The organism is Alkalibacterium sp. 20, from assembly GCF_001885615.1.
Classification (GTDB): Bacteria; Bacillota; Bacilli; order Lactobacillales; family Carnobacteriaceae_A; genus Alkalibacterium.
This window is the reverse complement of record NZ_LSRN01000001.1, coordinates 142,482-164,439: the sequence shown is the minus strand read 5'-3', so window position 1 is coordinate 164,439 and position 21,958 is coordinate 142,482. Positions and strand designations below refer to the sequence as shown.

Here is a 21,958-nt window from a genome sequence, read left to right as displayed (position 1 = left end):
GTAAGCGATCAGCGGATCTGACCTTCGCCAAAAATTATATACTTGGAAGAAGTGAGTTCAGGAAGACCCATAGGACCTCTGGCGTGAAGTTTTTGCGTACTGATGCCTATTTCAGCACCAAAACCGAATTCAAAACCATCCGTAAAGCGGGTAGAAGCATTCACGTAAACGGCCGCAGAATCCACTTCGCGGTGAAAACGTTGACCGGCAAAGTAATCGTCGGTCACGATTGCTTCCGAGTGCCCGGTACTGTAGCGGTTGATGTGAGCGATAGCTTCATCAAAAGAAGCGACCACTTTAACAGCCAGGATATAATCCAAGAATTCCGTTTCCCAGTCCGCTTCTGTGGCTGGGGTGAAGTCTTTCAAGTGTTTCTGCGCTTCCTTATCTGCTCTAAGTTCGACGTTCCATTCGTTCAAGGCTTCTTCGATCACAGGCAGGAAGGTTTCAGCCACATCTTTATGAATGATAAGCGTTTCGGCGGCGTTACATACGGATGGACGGTCCGTTTTAGCGTTCACGATAATATCTTTGGCCATTTCAAGCTGAGCTGACTGATCGATATAGACGTGACAGTTCCCGGTTCCTGTTTCGATGACCGGAACGGTGGCGTTTTCGACCACCGCTTTGATCAAGTTGGCACCGCCTCGTGGAATCAAAACGTCCAGGTAACGGTTAAGTTTCATCATTTCTGTAGCTGATTCTCTGGAGGTGTCTTCCACTAACTGAATTGCCGTTTCAGGCAAGGTGCTTTCTTTTAAAGACGCGCGTAGACTTGTCACGACCGCTAAGTTGGAGTTGAAGGCTTCTTTGCCGCCACGTAAAATGACGATATTCCCCGATTTGAAACAGAGTCCGGCGGCATCGGATGTCACATTTGGGCGGGCTTCATAAATGATGCCGATAACACCCAAAGGGACCGATTGTTTGCCGATTTTAAGACCGGCTTCATTGGTCCACATGCTTTCGACCAGACCAATGGGATCGGGCAGTTTGGCGATATCTTTCAACCCTTGAGCCATCGCTTCGACGCGTTCTTTTGTCAACGTGAGTCGGTCGAGTAACGTTTCTGTGATACCGTCTGCTTCAGCCTGTTTGGTATCTAAGTGATTAGCTGCCAAAATTTTATCTGTATCACGCAGCAATCCTTCTGCCATCAACAGTAATGCTTCATTCTTGGCTTTTGAAGAGGCTTGAGCTAAGTAACGCTCAGCTTCTTTGGCTTTTTTTCCAAGTTCGATTAATGTTTCCACGTTTAAAACTCCCTCCAGTCACTATTTAGAAAACAAGGTTCCTTCGTTCATGCCATCTAAAATCCTGAATAAGATGGTCAGATCTGTCCCGTTGGCCAGTACCATTTGTTTGTTTGCTTCCAAAACGATTTGAGCGGCAGTCAGTTTCGTGATCATGCCACCTGTACCAAATTTTGTAGAAGAGTCTTGAGCGAGTTCCAGGATATCATCGGTTATTTCATTTATTGTTTCAAAGAGCTCTGCATCATTGTGTTTCATTGGATTTTTATCGTAAAAGCCGTCAATATCCGACAGCATAATGAGTAAATCAGCTTCTGTCAACTCGAGCACGATCGCGGACAACGTATCATTGTCACCGAATCGCGTCAGATGATCGAGTTCTTCTACAGAAACCGTATCATTTTCGTTGACGATAGGGACAACCTGCTTGATGAGCAGCTGTTCAAAGGTGTTCACCGTATTTCTTCGGCTCACAGGATAGTCTGTGACGTCTTTGGTCAGTAAGACTTGTCCAATATGATGTCCGTAATGATAGAAGAATTTGCTGTACAAACTCATGAGTTCTGTCTGACCAATCGAAGCAATGGCTTGCTGCTCGGGAATGGTTACAGGACGTTGGGTCAAGTTCATGCGAGATAAGCCGACACCGATGGCACCGGAAGAAACCAGTATGATTTCTTTACCCTGATTTTTCAGATCACTCAATACAAATGACAGTTTTTCCATCTGCTGCAGATTGATCGATCCATTTGGGTACATGATGGTGCTGGTACCGACTTTGATCACTATCCGTTTACTCTGTTTTAATTTTTCTCGATTTTTTTTATTCATAAGGTACCCATTCTTTCTTTGATAAGAGTTCTTGGCTGACTTTTAACTTTCCATAGTATAACAAGTTATATAAAGAAATGCTAGATTCCCTTGTTGTTATAGGTTAAAAGTTAAGGAAAACCCCTCTCAAATAAATATATTGAGAGGGGTGGATGACTATTAATTGTTTAATGTATCTAGTCTGAATTCAAATACATCGATGTTCGTGGAATCGTGTTTAGCCATATCTTTGGGCTCGATGGTTCCGTTAAATAATGTTTCCTGTGTTTTGATATCAGTGATCTGGAAGAGAGGACGACTAATGTCATCTGAATACTGAGTTTCATAGGCATATAACCTACCGTCTAAGAGAGTTATATTTTGATTGAAGAGATTATTATAATGGGTTCCCTCTTCTCGTCCAATAGTAGGGGTCGCCATTTCAATCGATCCCACTAGGTCCAGGTTCTGATCATCGGCATTCATTTCATGTAATTCTATGGTGTCGCCTAAATCTTTACCTACATAAAGTTTGTCATTGTCAGCGAAGAGAAGCGTATCTTCTTCAAATAACGGAACGTCAATCAATTCCTGCATCTGTGTATCAAAGGCAAAATAACCAATGATTTCCTCAGTGTAATCAAATTCTGAATCATCGGTTTGTCTCACTGACTGGATGGGAATAAAACGTTCAGTCCTGTCAAAAGATTGTCCGAAGTAGACACCTCCGTTACTATCGATCTCTTGTGTCAAATTTATAGTTTCCGTCAATTCTTCTGTCGGATTTTCGACATCAAAGGTATAAACAAATTGTTCGGATATATCAGTAGAATGGTTTGTCGCAGCTAGAATAGTTAAATTTGGGTAGTTAACGTAGGTGGCAGACACCTCATAATAGGATCCGTCACTACCTAAGCTTACTGAGAACGTCTCTTCTTCTTCCGTTTCTTTGTTCAGGACAGCGATGGTCATCAGACCGCGGGAAGGCTGATTCCAATAGACATCACTTTCCATACCGGTATAAATGACGTGCTGTTCTGTTTCTGTATAGTGTTCTGTACGACGACTTTTTCCACGCATAAAGGACCGGTGGTCAGTAATAAAATCATTCAATTGAGGATTATAATTGAAATCAATTCGTTCAAGAAAAGTTTGGTCTTCCATATATCGAGAGTGGCCATCTTTGAATACAATCGTCGAGCTGTTTGAGTAATTCTGAGTATCAGAAACAAAACCTAAAAAGTGAAAAGGCTCTATATATTCAGGTTTGCCGTCGGTTGTGACGACTTTCAACTCCGGATAAGGAGAACTTGCTTGGGCCTTGTAGAGCCCGAAACCGGTTAAAGTTACAATAATAAGCAGTAGAAAACTCATTAATTTAATGTATTTATTCATTGTTTGTTCCTTTCTAGACAGTAATTTTTTTGTTTATTAAGTGGCGGCTCGTAAAGAGAGAAAGAACGGCTACTATTACGAGCAAAATGGCTTCAATAATTATTAATTCTGAACCGTAGAGAATATAATGGTTGTTCAGTAAATCAGGTAAGAAGAGAGGCAAAAGCACAAGGGTTAAAGCGACTACAGCATAGATAATACCCAGTACAATACCTTTAACTGCGTAACTTCTTTCCATTAAAATAGCTGTAAACAGAACGAGTAAAACAACGAGTCCCACAGCGTTTATAGTTAAAAAGAAACCAAGATCCAAGGGGAAAAGATAAAGGAATAAAGGGTGCAGCTGAACAGCTTCCATTAAACTTTGGTTTACATAATAAGTATTCTCAATGATGGCTGATACGATGGGATAGCCAATAAAGAGCGAGATCATCTGAGTAGAGATCAGTGTGAAAATCCCTATGAAGACGACCACCAGCTTGGAATAGAAGAGTGTCATCCTGTGAATGGGCAGCATAAGTAAACGGTAAGCAAAGGTGTTTTTACCGAACCATTCTCTATACCAGATAAAAAAAGAATAAAAGATAAACCCGCTGATGCCTAAGGCGATGGGTCCGACGATCCAAAAAGAATTAAGCGCATTATAGAACGAAAAAGGACCATACTGCTGGATTGCTTGTTCTGAAGTGGCTGAGTTTTGTGCAATGTACTCATTTATTTTACCCATATATTTCATAGGAGTATAAATATAGCCTACTAAGTTTGCAATAAACGTTATTCCCATCAAGGCAAATAAAAATTTAGATAGACGTTCCAGTTCAAAATTAGTAAATTTAAGAAAATTATGTAGTGATTTTTTCATCTGTTATAAGCCTCCCTCATGACGTCGACGACAGATTTTCCTTCTGTCTCGCGCATTTCCTCTGCATTGAATTCTTTGTAAATGACGCCATTATCAAGTAAAACGACTTTGTCAATGAGATGTTCAATGTCAAAAATCTCGTGTGTGGTGATCAGAACGCCGCGATCCTCAACCAAGCGGCTGCTAAACACATCGGTAATCTGTTCGCGGGTAAAGATATCGATACCTGAAAAAGGCTCATCCATCAGTATATAGTCTACATCCAAGGCTAGCCCCATCAGTAAGTTGACTTTCGCCTGATTCCCTTTTGATAATTCAGAAATTTTCTCTGTTAGATTCAGACGGAAGAAGCGTGTGATTTCCTTCGCGCGCTTGCAATTCCAGGAGACGTAATAATCTTTCATAAAGTCCATGGCCTCATGAACGGTCATGTTAGGCAGCATGATCGCTACATCTGGAATAAAAGCCACTTTATTGTATAAATCCGGACGCATCAATTCACCATCAATGGTAATTTCGCCTTTTTTAATCGGTGTCAAATTCATGATGGCATTCAGGATTGTTGTTTTACCCACACCATTGACACCAACTAAACAGGTGATTTCACCTTTGTTAGCCGTGAAAGAAATACCGTCTAGTACCTTTTTCCTTCCAAAGTGTTTGTGTACATTTTTGAGTTCAATCATTAGTCATCCTTCTTTCTCATATTCATTTTGTCTTTTATAAGATCAACGATGTCATCCAAAGGAATGTCGATCGGATCTAATGCCGAAACAAATTTACTCACCGCCTGATCAAGCCATTCCTTCTTCAGTTGATTCAATACCGCTGGATCCTCTGTCACTCTGCTGGGACGATTGGGTTCTGTATAAATCAAACGCTGTTCCTCCATTTCGCTGTAAGCTCGTTGAACGGTATTGGGATTGATTTTTAATTGGTTAGCAAGCTGTCTTCTGGATGGCATTTCATCTCCAAGATTTAATTCGCCGGAAACGATCAGTCGTTTAAAGTATTGCATAACCTGAAGATAAATCGGATCTCTCTTATTGAATGTTACATTCAAATGATTCAGTCCTTTCTAAACAATAAAACCGCTTATCTGTATTATGTGGTTGATACACTAGTGATAAAAAAAGACAAGGTGTATTAATCAAGCAGTACACTTATTGGCTGTATTATATACATGATACAGATACCGTGTCAACATATATTTTAAAGTTAGGCTAAATTGATTTTTAAGAATGAATGATTAGGCCTGAAGCCTAATCGAGACCTTATTAATCATTTGAATAAGTGGCATCACTGAAACCGAAAAGTCTGTGAGTATGCCGAAGAAGGAGCAACTTGGCATCACTGAAACCGAAAAGTCTGTGAGCATGCCGAAGATGAGGCAACTTAGCCTCACTGAAACCGAAATGTCCGTGAGCATGCCGAAGAAGGAGCAACTTGGCATCACTGAAACCGAAAAGTCTGTGAGTATGCCGAAGATGAGGCAACTTAGCCTCACTGAAACCGAAATGTCCGTGAGCATGCCGAAGATGGAGCAACTTAGCATCACTGAAACCGAAAAGTCTGTGAGTATGCCGAAGAAGGAGCAACTTGGCATCACTGAAACCGAAAAGTCCGTGAGTATGCCGAAGATGAGGCAACTTAGCCTCACTGAAACCGAAATGTCCGTGAGCATGCCGAAGATGAGGTAACTTAGCCTCACTGAAACCGAAATGTCTGTGAGCATGCCGAAGATGAGGTAACTTAGCCTCACTGAAACCGAAATGTCCGTGAGTATGCCGAAGACGAGGTAACTTAGCCTCACTGAAACCGAAATGTCCGTGAGTATGCCGAAGATGAGTCAACTTAGCCTCACTGAAACCGAAATGTCCGTGAGTATGCCGAAGATGAGGTAACTTAGCCTCACTGAAACCGAAATGTCCGTGAGTATGCCGAAGATGAGGCAACTTAGCCTCACTGAAACCGAAATGTCCGTGAGTATGCCGAAGATGAGGTAACTTAGCCTCACTGAAACCGAAAAGTCTGTGAGCATGCCGAAGATGAGCTAGCTAAATATCACCCACGGTATAACTGATCGCTGGTGCGCCAAATCAAACCCTAAAACACCATGAATCCCCAACTATCACGAAAATAGTCAGAGAAACAATACAATTATTTAAGGGCGTTAACCAGTTTTATTGAGCGTCTAAATAATGGTTTTCTGACCAATAAAAAGAGACCGGGACAAAAATCCCAGCCTCTTTCCGTGTTTCAATCACTATTTGATTTTTATTGAAGAGGGCTTAAGTTCATCCAGCAAGAGTCCTTCTTCCGAACCGAGAGGAAGGGGATATTTAGCCGATAAATTACGTTTAGTCGATCTGTATGCCAGAACAAGAGGAACGAGGGCTGCAAACCATGCTAGCGGGCTCGCTATGACTATTCCTGTAAATCCTAAATGTACAGATAAGAAGAACGCAGCTGTAATGCGGGCAAGTAATTCTCCAATACCCGCAACGGTTGGGGCAAAGCTATTACCGAGACCTTGTAACGTGTGTCTGTAAATAAATAATACAGACAGCACAGCATATAAGGATGAACTCGCTAAGAAATAATGCTGGATCATTTGGAGAACCTCAGCGGGTGCATCAGCTCCGACAAATAAAGTAGCAAAGTGTCTGCCCCAAATTAAGAGAATGACTCCAATCACCAAGCTGTAACCAATACTCATTTTAAGAGCCTGATTGACTCCGTGCCAGACACGGTTCAACTTTCTTGCGCCATAGTTCTGGGCTGCAAAAGTCGACATGGTTACACCAAAAGACTGAAGCGGGAGCACGGCTACAGAATCAATCTTCTGAGCGGCTGTAAACGCAGCAACAGCGGGTGCGCCCAATAGATTTAGCCTCATTGTTATAGCAACAGAACCAATTGCAATGATAGAATATTGAAATCCATAAGGTAACCCAATACGCAGATGCTCCTTGAATTCAGCTTTATCCAGTTTCCAATCTTCTCTGTGGATACGCAGTAGAGGTACTTTTTTCCAAATAAACCAGAGAGTCAAGATACTTGACGTGACCTGGGCAGTGATGGTGGCTAAAGCAGCGCCTCGAATGCCTAAGTCAAAGACAAGAATAAAGACATAGTCCAGTATGACATTTAAAATAGAAGTCACAATTAAAAAGTAAAGAGGTGTTTTGCTGTCGCCAATGGCTCGCAGTATGTTAGCTAAATAATTAAAGAGGATGACAGCACCGATACCTCTAAACAAGACGTTTAAATAATCGTAAGCATAAGTGTAGGTCTCGTCAGGGGTCTGCATAAATGTTAATATTTCCTCTGTAAAGGTGGTGGTCAACACAGTTAAAGTTACACCGATGACCAAAATTATGATCAAGCCGGTTGCTAAATTTTTTCTTAAGGCTTTCTCATCCTTGCCCCCAAAACGCTGAGCGGTAATAACGGATAAGCCAGCGGTTATTCCGATGGCTAAACCGAGAATTAAAAATTGTAAGCTTAAAGTTGAACCGATAGCTGAGAATGCATTTACGCCAATGGTTTGACTGACGATATAAGCATCAGCCATATTATAGAATTGTTGAAACAAATTTCCAATTAACAAAGGAACCGTAAAACTAAGGATAAGTTTAAGTGGACTTCCTTGAGTCATATCTTTTTTCAGTGTGATCACTCCTGTATTTCTGAACACATTATGACAATGTGTCACAACCCGGCAACGAAATGAGCCGGCAGTTAAAATTTTATAAGTACCAGATAATTATAGTCTTATTGTAACTAAAAACAAGAGTCAAATGCATTTTTCATAGAAATGTTTCAAAGGATGTTCACTGCTCGGAATTGTCTGTTTTTTTAAAAAAAAAGGAGGATCAAAAAGCTCAGGAAATACCATTTATTGAATGCAGTAAGTCCCGGTCGCTAAAAGAGATAGAAAAACTTATTCCATTCGTAAAGAATGCAAAACAATAATAAGGTATAATGGAAGAAAGGTGATTTATATTGAAAAAAGAGCTGAAACAGTTGACTTTTTTACTATATCTAGTAACGTGATTAACGAGACTATAAACAAAAATATTTCTACAGTAAAGTAGAAAAAATAGGAGTGTATTAAAATGAAACAATTTATTACGGATTCTATAAAAAATGAAAGCTTACGTACATTGAAAAAACTAATTGCCATTCCATCGGTGAATACGACCAATGGAAATGAAGTAGCCTTTCCGCCCTTTGGAAAAGGGATCGATCAGGCCTTAAAAGAAACACTCGCTGTCTGTGATAAATTAGGAATGGATACGTTTTATGACCCTGAAGGATATTATGGCTATGCAGAATACGGAGACGGTGAAGAAACCGTGGGGGTTCTCTGTCACTTAGATGTGGTACCTGAAGGGGATAGGGAAAAATGGGAATCAGATCCTTTCAAAGGTGTAGAACGTGATGGCGCACTTTACGGACGTGGTTCACAAGACGATAAAGGTCCGACGGTTGCGGCACTGTATGCGTTTAAAGCGGTTGTGGATGCTGGAGAAACCTTTAACAAAAAGATTCGCTTCATTTTCGGAACAGATGAAGAAATATTATGGCGTTGTATGAATAATTATGTCGAGCATGAAGAATTGCCAGATCTCGGTTTTGTCCCGGACAGTGCTTTTCCGTTAACCTATGCTGAAAAAGGATTGCTGCAAGCGAAAATCATCGGGCCGGGTGCGTCAAAACTGAAGCTCCAATGCGGGAGTGCGCCTAATGTGGTGCCCGAGAGAGCCGAGTATAAAGGGGCCGGAATTACTGAATTGTCCCGAATTTTTGATAATATGGACATTCCTTATAATAAAGAAGAGGAATCTATAACTGTCAAAGGAAAAAGTGTGCATGCGAGCGTTGCGGGTGAAGGAAAAAATGCTATTACGCTCTTGGTAAAAGGCCTGGTTGCATTCCAGCCTCATCCAATCATTTCTTTCATTTCTGAAAAGATTGGGTTGGAGACCAACGGCGAAACACTCTTTGGTCAAGTCAAAGATGAGGATTCGGGTGAATTAACAGTTAATATCGGTACTTTGGAAATAAATGAGAACACTTCGGAAGTCATGTTGGATATTCGAATTCCTGTAACGTATGATAAAGAAGGAATTGTCGCTGCGTTGAAAGAAAAAAGTAGTGAATATGGGTTGGATTATCAAGAACATGATTATCTTGATTCTCTGTATGTTCCAAAAGAGAGTGAACTAGTCCAGTCGTTATTATCGATATATAGAGATAAAACAGGGGACTATGACAGTGAGCCACTCACTTCCGGCGGGGCAACTTATGCACGGGCAATGCCTAATATGGTTGCTTTTGGAGCGCATTTTCCCTATAGTAAAAGTTTAGCCCATCAGGAAAATGAAGGGATCAAATTAGATGAGTATTATCAAGCCATGGACATCTATGCTGAGACCATTTACCGTATGTGTTGTACAGAGGATCAGCAAAGTAATGGAGAGTGAGTCAATTAATGGAAACGAAACACAAGGCAGTCGTATTAGGAAATAATTATTACATCGGTTTGAGTATCATAAGATGCTTAGGGATATCTGGAATCCCTGTCGCCGTTTTAGATTACCAGGAAAAAGGAGCATACGCGCGTCAATCCAAGTATGTGACTGAGAAATTAATTGGGCCACACTATTCCAAAGAGGCAGATAAGCTAAAGGATTTCCTCATCGCTTATGCAAAGAAACAGGACTACAAACCCGTATTGTATCCCACAGCTGATCAATACGTTGAATTTGTTGATAAGTATTTACTTGAATTGAAAGAGCATTTTTTGATCAATCAAACCGAACAAGGTTTTTGGAGCGGTTTGATCGATAAGGATAAGCTATACGTCTTAGCACAACAGCATAATGTGCGTGTTCCTCGAACCGTTCAAGTAAGAGATACTAGTGTCGTTGAAGAAGTAGAAAAAGAACTGGGCTATCCGTGCATAATTAAACCCGCGGACTCGTCAAGATTCGTTTCAAAATTCCGAAAAAAATTGTTTGAAGTAACAAATCGTCAAGAGCTGGAAGAAGGATTGGAAAAAGCTAAAGATGCTAATATAGAGGTGGTTGTGCAACAACTGATTCAAGGTTTCGATGATCATATGTACACATTTGACGCTTATTTGAATCAAGAAGCGAAAATCACTCACTGGGTCACCGCACAGAAAGAACGTCAGTATCCCATTAATTTCGGTGCATCCGTTTATATCAAACAGAAATATGTGCCAGAACTGCATGAAATCGGAGCGCCTTTCCTAGAAGCTATCGGGTATAAAGGGTTTGCTGAAATCGAATTTAAAAAAGATGAACAGACCGGTGAATATTACCTGATTGAAATCAATGTACGTACCACAAATTTCAATCAAATGTTGGCAGAATTGGGATTCAATATGCCGCTGCTGGCTTATAAAGAATTAACAGGGCAAGAAATCGGCCAAGATAGTCTGAAAGTATCGACTAATTTAGCTTTCCACTATATGTATGAAGATTTACATGCTTCAGTAGCCTACGTGAAATCTGGGCAATTGTCATGGAAATCAATCCTAAAAACGTATACAGAAAAAAGAGTGGGCTCAATTTGGGTAGCAAGTGATCCTAAGCCAGGAATATATTACATGGGAAATTTATTGAACAAAGTGAAAAATAAAGTCGTAAAAAGATAATAAAATAAAATAGAAATTCGCATCTATCACTGAATTTCTAAAAAGGAGATCTGAACTATGCAATTATTTGAGCTACTCCAGGCAATTACGGTATTAGAATCAAAGGATTCAAAAGATGTTGAAATCAGTAAAATAGCCTATCATTCTGATAATGCTCAGAAAAATTCATTATTTGTATGTATTAAAGGGTATCAGACAGATGGGCATGAGTATGCTCAAGAAGCGGTAAATAATGGAGCGGTTGCTTTAATTGTTGAAAACATCATTCCAGATATTGCAGTACCTCAATATTTAGTGGATGATAGTCGAAAAGCCTTGGCTGCTTTAAGTGACAAGTATTTTGATCATCCGTCACAAAGCATCACTATTATTGGTATTACTGCAACTAATGGTAAAACATCAACCTCATTTATGACAAATGCTATTTTAGAAGAAAACAAGTGGAAAACAGGTCTTATTGGGACCGTGATGGTCAAATATGGTGATACGCTTGTACCAAGTATCTTGACAACTCCCGAATCTTTGGATTTACATGGGTATTTCAATAAAATGCGCGATGAAAAAATTTCTCATGTCACGATGGAAGTGTCTTCTTCGGCACTGGATTTGAGTCGAGTGGGGAGTGTTTCTTTTGATATTGTGGCTTTAAATAATATCAGTCGAGAACATATTGATCTGCATGGCTCGTTTGAAGAATACTACAATGCTAAAGCGAGTTTAATACGCGAAGCAAGAGCAGATCAGTTTGCAGTATTGAATTTGGATGATGACTATTCTGCTTCATTAGCTAAAGAGACAGCAGCTACAGTGGTAACCTATGGTATAAAAGATAGTTCAGGTCATCTTATGTGTAAAGAAATCGATTTATCAACGGGACGAGGTAATTTCGTTATAGAAATAAACAAACCGTTTAAAAACATCAAAGGTGAAACCGTTGAAAAAACATCTTTTAAAATCAATTTATCGGTAGCAGGTTACCACTCGGTTTATAATGCTATGGCTGCTATCACGATTGGGTTAATTAGTGGTGTGTCTATTGAAAAAATACAATTGGGTATTGAAAGCTTTAAAGGAGTCGAGCGTCGTTTCCAATTTATTTATGAAAATGATTTTAAGATAGTGGACGATCATTTTGCAAATGCTGGAAATATTGAGGTCACCTTAGAAACATTAACAAAAATGGATTATAAAAAATTACACATAGTCTATGCAATCAGAGGTAATCGTGGTGTAACAACGAACCGAGAGAACGCGCAGACGATTGCCAAATGGGTGCCAGAACTCGGTATCAAGAAAGTCATTGTCTCTCTGAGTGAATCTCTTGTTGTAGAAAAGGATAATGTCTTACCTGAAGAGCTGGAAGCTTTCAAAGAAGAAATGGACAAGGTCGGTGTGGAAATTGAACTGCACAAAGAAATGCCGGACGCTTTGGAATCAAGCCTCGATCAAGTAGAAACCGGGGATGTTATTTTAATCGGTGGTGCACAAGGTATGGATTTTGGCGCGAAGTATATCTTGAATCAATTAGTTGAAAAACGACCGGACTTGAGCGCACAAGAAGTTTTAGCTCCGCTCGAAGAGCGAGTGGCAGGTATTGACGAATCATTTTTAGGAAACAACTATAATCGCTGAATCACAGCATTGGGGTGAAAAGATGGAACAGCCATTCTCTATTGCAAAAATAAAAAATATTGGTTTGAATGCGAATGTAATCAAAATAGTAGCTGTTACATCCATGTTCATCGATCATTTTTCGCGAGTGATCACGGAAGATGGTACAGCAGGCAGATGGGGCTTGCACTTGATTGGTCGTTTGGCGGCACCTCTTATTGCTTATCTTGTTGCCGAAGGGCACCATTACACTTCAGATAAAAAAGCTTACTCTACACGAATATTCATATTCGCGCTGATTTCTCATATTCCCTATATCATGTATTTCGATTATGGTTTTTTTCAGGCAACGAGCGTTTTTTGGTCTTTATTGATGGGATTGATTGCTTTAACTGCAGTGACAAACGAAAAATTATCTTACCCGTGGAAAGTAGTCATTGTCGCGGCGAGTTTGATTCTAGCAGTACCGGCTAACTGGAATTATATTGGTGTACTTTGGGTTTTGAATTTCGGATTATTTAGAGATAAGTTGAATTGGAAAATGACGGGATTTGTATTGATCACTTTGCTGTTCTACATTATACCCGGCTTACAAGAATACGGCGGGTTTGTAATGTACCGCTTTGGCAGTTTGATGGCTCTACCTATCTTTTATTTGTACAACAGAAAGCCGGGTAAAAGAACGTTGTTTACAAAATGGGCATTTTACTGGTTCTATCCTCTACATTTAATTTTCTTGTATGTGCTGCAGATGTTTGTGACCTGAAGACGTTAAGGTCTTATACTGTGTAAAAGTATAAGCAGAAAACTAGAGATGTAAAAGGCTGAACAGAAAAAGGAGCTTAAATTTTGAAGAAAAACAGATCTTTCTTAAATGGTTTAATTATCATATTGGGTTTTTCAATTGTTATTATAGGTATAATCACCTATTTGCAACAATCTGAGAATAACGAACAAACGGAAGGACCAGCAACTGAACAAGGCAATCAGAATGGATTGGATGAGGATGAGGATGGGGAAAGTCAGGAAAAGTCGGAACTTCCAATGTGGCATGTCGATGGAGAATTTGAGCTGCCTATAGCAGGAGCAGCAGGCTATGCTTCAGTTGGACAATCTTTGCTCGAAGAACCTGAACCCGGTTCAAAAATACTTCAAGAATTGAGTCCCGGGACACCTTTTGAAATAAGAGGAGAAGCAGGAGGGTATTGGCTCGTCCGATCCGATTCCTTTAAGGGATGGATCGAAAATCGTTTTGCATTTATCAATTTACCAGATGTTGTTCCATCTATTATTTATAATCATACAAATAGTTACGATTCACTTTTCCAGTCATCTCATGTAGACATTCCAGAGTTGACGGGTGAACCGCTCAATCCAATGATTGGATTTAATGAGCGTCTGCAAAAAGAAGAATTCATCATGCCTATACTATATCAATCGGCAAAAAAAGTGTTTCATGCTCAACAGTTAGCTCTGCAAAACGGAGACAGTCTGGTGATTTATGAAACTTTTAGACCGAGAGAACTGCAATTGCTGGTCAATGACTCATTGAAACAATTGGCTGAAGAAAATGAAGAGGTGAAAAAAGGGATCAATGACAAACCTTGGAGTATGACCTGGTTTATAAATATGAAAGTATCCAATCATCAAAGAGGCGCAGCCATCGATCTCAGTCTAGCTGAAGTAGAAGAAATAACAGACCAAACGATTGGCGACTTTAAAACATTTAGAGTGGAGAAGTATACGGAATACACGATGCACACACCTCTTCATGAACTGAGTCGGGAGTCAGCTATTTTTGATCGTCCGATTGCTTCTGCGGACCGTGAAGGTTGGAAAGACTTGACTATTAATTCTAAGATGACTGAACCGTCACTTAAACTTCAGGAATATATGGTTGAAGCCGGTTTTAACCCTTTAGCTTCCGAGTGGTGGCATTTTAACGATGTCGATGCGCTGGAAAATCTAGACACTGAAGCCGGATCAGGCGAGTTTTATATCAAGGAGACCTTTAACAGTGTACCATTATGGAAAGACCTTACACTTACACAAGAATAGAAAGAAAATGGCGCAACTTAGTTTATTTTTTAAGTTTAATGAATAATTGCTTATAAGTTTTTGAGGAAGATGTTAAGGGGACTGTAACTGTGAAATGGAATAAATTAATTGAAAATATACAAGGATTATATGGCGATACGATACCCGAAACAACTGAAATAAAAGGTGTGACAGATCAGTCATCTGAGGTTGAAGAAGGATTTGTGTTTGTTGCGGTTAAGGGTTTTAAAAACGATGGTCATCGTTATATCTCTCAAGCACTTGAACAGGGAGCAAGCGTAATTATTGGTCAACAAGACATTGAATTAAAAGATACTCCCTATATCAAACATGAGAACACAAGAGAATTACTCGGGCAATTGGCCGCAAGCTATTATAACTATCCAACTAGAGATAAATTAGTTATTGGAGTTACTGGAACCAACGGGAAAACAACAACCGGATTATTTTTAACGCATCTCTTGAGAAAAAAAGGATATACCGTGTCGTTTTTTGGTACTGTATTCAATGAAATGAATGGTGAACGGACAACAAGCTCTTTGACAACTCCGAGCGCATCAACGATACAAAAGGCTTTATCTGAGTCTAACGACCAGGCTGTGGTTATTGAAGTATCCTCTCAGGGATTAGAACAACATCGCATGGAAGGTATGTCTTTTGACTATGCTCTCTTCACTAATTTGCAGCATGATCATCTAGACTATCACAATACCATTGAAGATTATTTTTTTGCTAAGAAGAAGTTGTTTTCTTTATTGAAAGATATAGGTAAAGCTATAATCAATGAAGATGACAAATGGGGAGAAAAACTTGCACAGTTATTGACAGAAGAGGGTCATACTGTTTTAACAGTAGGTGAAGAACATCAACATACAAGGTATCATCTGGAAGGATCGACGCAAGGGTCATGTACTATCGGAGACACATCCTACTCGGTTGAACTACCTATACCCGGTAAATATAATCTTTCTAATTTATCAATGGCTTTGACGGTTTTACAAGATCTGAACCAGGATTTAACCAACATTTCTCAAGTAATGGAAGATTTAGAGCCAATACCGGGTCGCTTTGAGGTAGATACGATCTCTGAAACCGTAAAAGGTGTGATTGATTATGCACATACTGCAGAAGCTCTACAAGGTTTGCTGCCTACAATCAAAGAAATATATACCAATCATAGGTTGGTGCACATCTTTGGATTTAGAGGAAACAGAGACAGCACTAAAAGAGAAAAGATGATTCAAATTTCCGCTCAATTCAGTGATGAGACTATTTTGACGTTAGATGATTTAAATGGTTTGAGTGCGGATGCAATGGAAGCAGAGTACCTGGAATTTGTTAAAGATCAGTCATCTGGACAAGTGAAAATCATTTTAGATCGGACGATAGCTATTTCAGACGCCACGAAAAACGCAACAGAACCAACACTTGTGGTTGTTACTGGAAAAGGGCACGAATCGTATCAGCAAGATTTTGAATTATCATTAAAATCAGATAAAGAAACATTTCTATTTTTGAAAAAATAGAATTTTAGATGTGCATTAACGTATGATAAATGTATGTTTTGTTGAAAAGCCCCCAATGGGTACTTTTTAATAATCGAATCAAATAAGAAAGACCTGTCATTTGAACAAGATAATGCGGGACTGCACATGGAAGCAAGTATTTTATCAAGCTTAAACGGGAGGGTATGTATGAATGGTGAGGAGAGAGTTATCGGTGTTTTAGGCGGAATGGGACCTGAAGCAACGGCAAGTTTTTACATGAAAGTCATCAAAGAAACGCAAGTGGTGAAAGATCAGGACCATTTTCGAACGATTGTTGATAGCAATCCCAAGATCCCTGATCGAACGCAAGCTATTTTATACGGTGGCCCTTCTCCCGTTTCAGAGATGATCAATACCGCAGCTAATCTGCAACTGGCTGGAGCGACAGTGGCGGTCATGCCGTGCATCACCGCGCACTACTTTTATGAGGTCATTCAAAAAGAAGTAGACATACCTCTTCATCACGTCCTTAAGGGGTTAAATAAGTATATAGATGAAACGTATCCGGACATTAAAAAAATCGGCGTATTATCAACGACTGCAACCAGAAAAACCCGTTTGTTTGAGACGCATCTGGTTGACAAAGAGATTGCTTATCCAAACGATTTTGAACAGGAACATAAGGTAATGCAGGCTATCTACGGTGAAAATGGAATCAAACAGGGCAACACAGGCCAGCACACTAAAGCGCTCTTAGTGGAAGTAGCTGAGCGATTGATCAAAGAAGAAGGGTGCGAATTAATTGTTGGTGGATGTACGGAAGTTGAATTAGTCCTAAACGCAACGGATTTGTCAGTCCCTTTTATTGATCCCATGCTTATTGCCGCGAGAGATTTAACGAGAACTCAAAAGATTAGCGTAGGTGAGTTAAGAAGTAAGTGATAAATTTAGCATTAAGCTTTGTTTTGTAAACCATTATAATAAAGAGTGCCGAAATGAATACTGACTAATAGAGTAACTCTTTTTTTCATTATAAGAGTACTTAAAGATAATATCAGGACCCAGCAAGACTTGGATATTTCAAATAACTGTTATTAGCTATTGATTCTTATGATTTTATAAGAATCGTAGTTTTTTTTGTTGACTTTTATAGTTTACAGTTGTAAACTATAAAAGAAGTTAAACAATTACAGCTGTAAACAAAAGGAGGTTCACACATGCATGAAAATCAAATTTCTCCCTCAGAATGGGAAGTGATGCGTGTCATTTGGACGACCCATCCCATTACAAGTAAAGAAATTGACGATATCTTAAAAGAGAAAAAAGAGTGGAAATTAGCGACAACCAAGACATTGATCGGACGCCTGGTGAAAAAGGGCATGCTTTCCACAGAGAAGCAAGGTCGAAAGTACCAATACAGCCCTGTTGTTTCAGAAAGAGAAAGTGTTGATGGGGCAATAGATGATCTACTTGATCAAATGTGTACCACCAAAGTAGGGCAAACCATCGAATCCATTTTAGAAAAAAGCACGCTAAGCATAAGTGACTTGGAACGTCTGGAAGCAATGATCCAAGAAAAGAAAGTTGATGCACCAGAAAAAATCAAATGTAGGTGCACGCCCGGACAATGTTCATGTGTGCATTAAGGAGGAAAAGCGATGGAAACGAAATCTTATCCGATCGAGGGGATGACCTGTGCGTCATGCGCTTCGACGGTAGAAAAAACGGCAAAAAATTTAAATGGTGTGCTTGAAGCATCCGTCAACCTTGCTTCAGAAAAACTGAACATCAAGGTTGAAAAAGGAAGGTTCGATCCGAAGGCGCTGGAAAAACTAATCGATGGAACGGGCTATACCGTTGTTATGCCAGAACATGTGACAAAAACCTTTGATGTGGAAGGGATGACGTGTGCCTCTTGTTCTGCAACAGTGGAAAAGACGGCGGCTAAACTTAGCGGTATGGAAAAGGCGTCCGTCAACTTGGCTTCTGAAAAAATGTCTGTCACGTATAATCCACTCGAATTATCGGTAAGAGACATTTCAGATGCTATTTCCAATACTGGTTATAAAGCTTTTCCAAGAGGTGAAGACCAGATTGAAATTGATCGACCAGACGAAACTGAAAAAATGTCTAAAGAAGAAATGTACAGGAAACGGACGATCTTGTCCGCACTCTTTACGATTCCGGTGATGATCGTTTCCATGGGTCCCATGATAGGCATAATGCCACCTGGCATAATCGATCCCATGTACAACGCAACGAATTTCGCTTTGCTACAGTTGGCTTTGACACTTCCAGTCATGTGGTCCGGAAGATCTTACTTTGAACAGGGATTTAAAACATTATCCAAAGGTCATCCTAATATGAATTCATTGATTTCATTAGGTACAGCTGCCGCCTTCATTTATAGTCTGGCCGCGACGTTTGCGATCATATTCATGAATGCTGACTTGGCAATGATGCTGTATTATGAAACAAGTGCGGTCATACTAGCTTTTCACACGTTAGGAAAATATTTGGAAGAACGTTCAAAAGGACGCATGTCAGAAGCGATTCAGAAATTGATGGATTTGGCACCAAAAACAGCTCGTGTGGTGCATAATGACACTGAAGAAGAAATGGCCATTGAAAAAGTGTCACCGGGAGATATCATACGGGTACGTCCGGGCGAAAAAATGCCAGTAGATGGGCTCATCGTCAACGGTCGCACTGCTGTGGATGAATCCATGCTGACGGGTGAAAGTATGCCGGTTGCTAAAGAGATAGGCGACACCATTATTGGGGCCAGCATGAACAAAAACGGATCGATAGATTACCGCGCAACTAAAGTAGGTAAAGATACCACGCTCTCTCAAATCATCCAGCTTGTCGAAGAAGCGCAAGGGTCAAAAGCGCCGATCGCCAAATTGGCAGACGTCATTACGGGCTATTTCGTACCCATCGTCATGGGACTGGCTTTGGTATCCGGCTTGGTCTGGCTCATAGCCGGTCAGAGTTTCATCTTTGCACTCACCATTTTAATTTCTGTCCTCGTTATCGCTTGTCCGTGTGCGTTAGGACTTGCAACACCAACTGCCATTATGGTCGGGACAGGTAAAGGCGCAGAACACGGCGTCTTAATAAAAAGTGGGGATGCGCTAGAAACCATTCACAACGTGGATACGATCGTCTTTGACAAAACCGGAACGTTGACAGAAGGCAAACCGGTCGTTACAGATTTGATTATTCGCAAAGGATCATCGTTTTCAAAAGAGACCTTGCTTCAACTTGCTGCCTCTGCAGAAAAAGGAAGTGAACATCCTCTTGGCGAAGCAATCGTAAAAAAAGCAGAGAATGATCAGCTGGAGTTAACAAACGTGTCACACTTTGAAGCGATTCCCGGACAAGGACTCCTTGCAAAAGTAAATGAATATACCCTTTATTTCGGGAACAAGAAGTTGATGGCGGAACAGCGCTTAGCCATTGATGAACTGGAAGATATAGCCAATCAGTTGGCGGACGAAGGTAAGACACCGATGTATCTGGCGGTTGACAAGACCGTCGAAGGCATTATTGCAGTGGCAGATACGTTAAAAGAAAACAGTTTTAGAACCATTCAAGCTCTGGGTAAACAGGGCATTGAAATTGCGATGATCACAGGTGACAACACGCGAACCGCTAATGCCGTAGCAAAACAGGCAGGCATTGACCGCGTATTGAGTGATGTATTACCTGAAGATAAAGCAAATGAAGTCAAGAAACTGCAGGCAGAAGGTAAAAAAGTAGCGATGGTTGGTGACGGTATCAATGACGCACCCGCTCTTGCTCAAGCAGATGTGGGTATTGCCATAGGTTCTGGGACGGATGTTGCCGTAGAATCAGCAGACGTCGTCTTGATGCGTAGTGATATTAAAGAAGTATTGACAGCAATAGAATTGAGTAAGGACACATTGAAAAATATCAAACAAAACTTATTCTGGGCATTTGCTTATAATATCGTTGGCATTCCTATCGCTATGGGTGGACTATATCTACTTGGTGGTCCACTCTTGAATCCAGCTTTTGCTGCAGCAGCTATGAGTTTTAGCTCAGTTTCCGTTTTGCTCAATGCATTACGTTTGAAAAAATTCAAACCCACCTTAGCTGAAAGAGTTAATGAATAATAAAAAATGAAGGAGAGATCAAATATGAATTATCAGGCAAAAGTCGAAGGTATGAGCTGTAATGGTTGTGCCAATTCTGTTAAAGCGGCCTTCTCAAATGTTGAAGGCATCTCACAAGTTGACATTAATTTGGACGAAAAAGAAGCGACATTTGAATCATCCCAAGCGGTAACGAAACAACAATTAGAAAATGCTCTTGCGGATACAAGCTATACGGTAGAATCATTAAACTGATTTGAATGATTGAAAAACACTTTGCTCATGAATTCGAGCAAAGTGTTTTTTTATAATGCTTGATCAATTTGCGCATTGAATTTTTTTAACCAGTATCGCTACCAATATACTGCCTTATGGGAAAGAAGGGGAAAGTCGGTTTTATCTGCTGAGCCTCTAATTATTTACCGTTATTGAAACAAAAGGGCTTACAGCAAGAGAAAAATAGTGTATCATAAAAATAACCAATAAAAAATAAGATAAGAAGTGAAGACACATAAAAGAAGGTGAGTAGATGATTAAAGGTAAAGCATATGTCCCATTTAGAATTGAACTGTCTCCCATAAAAGAAATGGCCATGTTTCATTTTCATAAAAATCCGGATACAGAATATGATACATTTGAATTACATTATATCGAAGGAGAGTCTTACGGCTCAGGATTTCGAGTGCTGGCATGGAGAAAGGATGGCTATCGCGACTCCTATGTTCAAGATTCTCTAACTATTTCAGAAGAAGATGAAATTTTATCAGTTGGAGGAAAAGGGTTAAAAGAACGCTATATTGTTAAATTCGATGAAGCATATTTCAATCACGTGGATGGACGATTGGATGCAGGCTTTGTATTTAACGATAAACTTGATCGTCGCATTGTATTATATGTTGATGAACGGATCGAAAAAGAATCAAATCCGTTAACCTGGCTCCCTTCAGTGGGGAATCACTTAGAGGAACCACATTCTATGCCGCTTTTTTTCCTTTATGATTTTGACTTTGCCAGAAAAAGAGACACCGACATTTTTCTGTCTATCGATGGCAATGTTAAAGAGGTTGATCCATTCGCTTTCCCAAAAGATTTTCAGTCTCGGTATTATGTCGAATTTTCAACGAATTCGGTGGTTGCTAACTTCAACAAAGCAGGAAAATATGAACTTGAACAAGTTGAAATCGATGAGCAGGGTATAGCCAAAACGGCTAGTCACACGTACTTATATGAAAAAATCAATGATTTATATAAGCTGAAAAGAATGACGCTGGAACACGAGACACATCCTGTTGAAGTGAGTTTTTCACCCTCATTTCCTAATCACCGTGAAGTAGCAGAAGCGAAACCGTTTTACGGAGAATTTGTCATTCGTCCTTCCGGAGAAGCGGGGTTCTTGAAAGGTAAATACAATGTCTTGTACCAGCAAGGTAAAGCCATTATCAATCTTACTTTTCCTGAGTCGTGGAACACACCCAAAGGAGCAAATTACGAACGAATCATTAATAGTATGACACCAAATATCAAATCATGGTATCAGACATATCAATGTAGACAAGTGGTGCAGCTTGAAGGTATGGATACGTTCATTGAATGGACGCGCGTAAATCCGGATAGACGCTCATAATAATGAAATGAAAAAGTATCAATACACTGAATTTTGTATCATGATT

19 protein-coding genes are annotated in these 21,958 nt (G+C 40.0%); 12 read left to right on the top strand and 7 right to left on the bottom strand.

Annotation, left to right across the window (positions count from 1 at the left end; all coding sequences use genetic code 11):
* Positions 1–8: 8 nt before the first annotated feature.
* The 6 genes from AX762_RS00855 to AX762_RS00830 all read right to left on the bottom strand — a co-directional run bounded on the left by AX762_RS00855 (position 9) and on the right by AX762_RS00830 (position 5,383).
* On the bottom strand, positions 9–1,253 hold the full coding sequence (locus AX762_RS00855; protein ID WP_071847276.1) for a glutamate-5-semialdehyde dehydrogenase: 1,245 nt from the start codon (positions 1,251–1,253) through the stop codon (positions 9–11).
* A 21-nt stretch (positions 1,254–1,274) separates the two neighbouring features.
* Positions 1,275–2,084, bottom strand: a complete 810-nt coding sequence (gene proB / locus AX762_RS00850) for a glutamate 5-kinase (RefSeq protein ID WP_071847275.1) — start codon at positions 2,082–2,084, stop codon at positions 1,275–1,277.
* A 159-nt stretch (positions 2,085–2,243) separates the two neighbouring features.
* The gene (locus tag AX762_RS00845) at positions 2,244–3,458 is read right to left on the bottom strand and encodes a hypothetical protein (protein WP_071847274.1); all 1,215 of its coding nucleotides are present in this window, start codon (positions 3,456–3,458) and stop codon (positions 2,244–2,246) included.
* Between the two features lie 13 nt (positions 3,459–3,471).
* A complete protein-coding gene (locus tag AX762_RS00840) occupies positions 3,472–4,320 on the bottom strand; it encodes a hypothetical protein (protein ID WP_071847273.1) in 849 nt (282 codons plus the stop codon).
* Positions 4,317–5,006, bottom strand: a complete 690-nt coding sequence (locus tag AX762_RS00835; RefSeq protein ID WP_071847272.1) for an ATP-binding cassette domain-containing protein — start codon at positions 5,004–5,006, stop codon at positions 4,317–4,319. The genes AX762_RS00840 and AX762_RS00835 overlap by 4 nt, the downstream gene beginning before the upstream one ends.
* On the bottom strand, positions 5,006–5,383 hold the full coding sequence (locus AX762_RS00830; protein ID WP_071847271.1) for a GntR family transcriptional regulator: 378 nt from the start codon (positions 5,381–5,383) through the stop codon (positions 5,006–5,008). The genes AX762_RS00835 and AX762_RS00830 overlap by 1 nt, the downstream gene beginning before the upstream one ends.
* 262 nt (positions 5,384–5,645) lie before the next feature.
* Between AX762_RS00830 and AX762_RS00825 the strand changes: the two genes are divergently transcribed.
* Positions 5,646–6,020: a hypothetical protein gene (locus tag AX762_RS00825; protein ID WP_071847270.1), complete on the top strand. Its 375-nt coding sequence runs from the start codon at positions 5,646–5,648 to the stop codon at positions 6,018–6,020.
* A 566-nt stretch (positions 6,021–6,586) separates the two neighbouring features.
* On the opposite strand, the gene AX762_RS00820 is transcribed toward AX762_RS00825, so the two are convergent.
* Positions 6,587–8,002 carry an MATE family efflux transporter gene (locus AX762_RS00820; protein ID WP_256244335.1) on the bottom strand — a complete coding sequence of 472 codons (1,416 nt, stop codon included), beginning with the start codon at positions 8,000–8,002 and terminating at the stop codon, positions 6,587–6,589.
* Between the two features lie 439 nt (positions 8,003–8,441).
* Here AX762_RS00820 and AX762_RS00815 point away from each other — a divergent pair, with 439 nt between their 5' ends.
* The 11 genes from AX762_RS00815 (at position 8,442) to AX762_RS00765 (ending at position 21,912) form a co-directional block, all read left to right on the top strand.
* Positions 8,442–9,812 carry a M20 family metallopeptidase gene (locus AX762_RS00815; RefSeq protein WP_071847269.1) on the top strand — a complete coding sequence of 457 codons (1,371 nt, stop codon included), beginning with the start codon at positions 8,442–8,444 and terminating at the stop codon, positions 9,810–9,812.
* An 8-nt stretch (positions 9,813–9,820) separates the two neighbouring features.
* Positions 9,821–11,011, top strand: coding sequence for a carboxylate--amine ligase (locus AX762_RS00810; protein WP_071847268.1), 1,191 nt, complete (start codon positions 9,821–9,823; stop codon positions 11,009–11,011).
* 57 nt (positions 11,012–11,068) lie between these two features.
* Entirely contained in the window at positions 11,069–12,643 is a 1,575-nt protein-coding gene (locus tag AX762_RS00805; protein WP_071847267.1) for a Mur ligase family protein, read from the top strand.
* A 22-nt stretch (positions 12,644–12,665) separates the two neighbouring features.
* Positions 12,666–13,388, top strand: a complete 723-nt coding sequence (locus tag AX762_RS00800; RefSeq protein WP_071847266.1) for a TraX family protein — start codon at positions 12,666–12,668, stop codon at positions 13,386–13,388.
* A gap of 83 nt (positions 13,389–13,471) precedes the next feature.
* Complete coding sequence (locus AX762_RS00795) at positions 13,472–14,680, top strand: M15 family metallopeptidase (protein ID WP_071847265.1); 1,209 nt, start codon at positions 13,472–13,474, stop codon at positions 14,678–14,680.
* Between the two features lie 89 nt (positions 14,681–14,769).
* Positions 14,770–16,206 (top strand): UDP-N-acetylmuramoyl-L-alanyl-D-glutamate--2,6-diaminopimelate ligase, encoded by a 1,437-nt coding sequence (locus AX762_RS00790; protein WP_071847264.1) that lies wholly within the window; start codon positions 14,770–14,772, stop codon positions 16,204–16,206.
* A gap of 168 nt (positions 16,207–16,374) precedes the next feature.
* Entirely contained in the window at positions 16,375–17,109 is a 735-nt protein-coding gene (locus AX762_RS00785) for an aspartate/glutamate racemase family protein (protein WP_071847263.1), read from the top strand.
* A 275-nt stretch (positions 17,110–17,384) separates the two neighbouring features.
* The gene (locus AX762_RS00780; RefSeq protein ID WP_071847262.1) at positions 17,385–17,813 is read left to right on the top strand and encodes a CopY/TcrY family copper transport repressor; all 429 of its coding nucleotides are present in this window, start codon (positions 17,385–17,387) and stop codon (positions 17,811–17,813) included.
* Between the two features lie 12 nt (positions 17,814–17,825).
* On the top strand, positions 17,826–20,309 hold the full coding sequence (locus AX762_RS00775; RefSeq protein WP_071847261.1) for a heavy metal translocating P-type ATPase: 2,484 nt from the start codon (positions 17,826–17,828) through the stop codon (positions 20,307–20,309).
* A gap of 24 nt (positions 20,310–20,333) precedes the next feature.
* A complete protein-coding gene (locus tag AX762_RS00770) occupies positions 20,334–20,543 on the top strand; it encodes a heavy-metal-associated domain-containing protein (RefSeq protein ID WP_071847260.1) in 210 nt (69 codons plus the stop codon).
* Positions 20,544–20,817: 274 nt separating this feature from the next.
* Complete coding sequence (locus AX762_RS00765; RefSeq protein ID WP_071847259.1) at positions 20,818–21,912, top strand: hypothetical protein; 1,095 nt, start codon at positions 20,818–20,820, stop codon at positions 21,910–21,912.
* Positions 21,913–21,958: the final 46 nt, after the last annotated feature.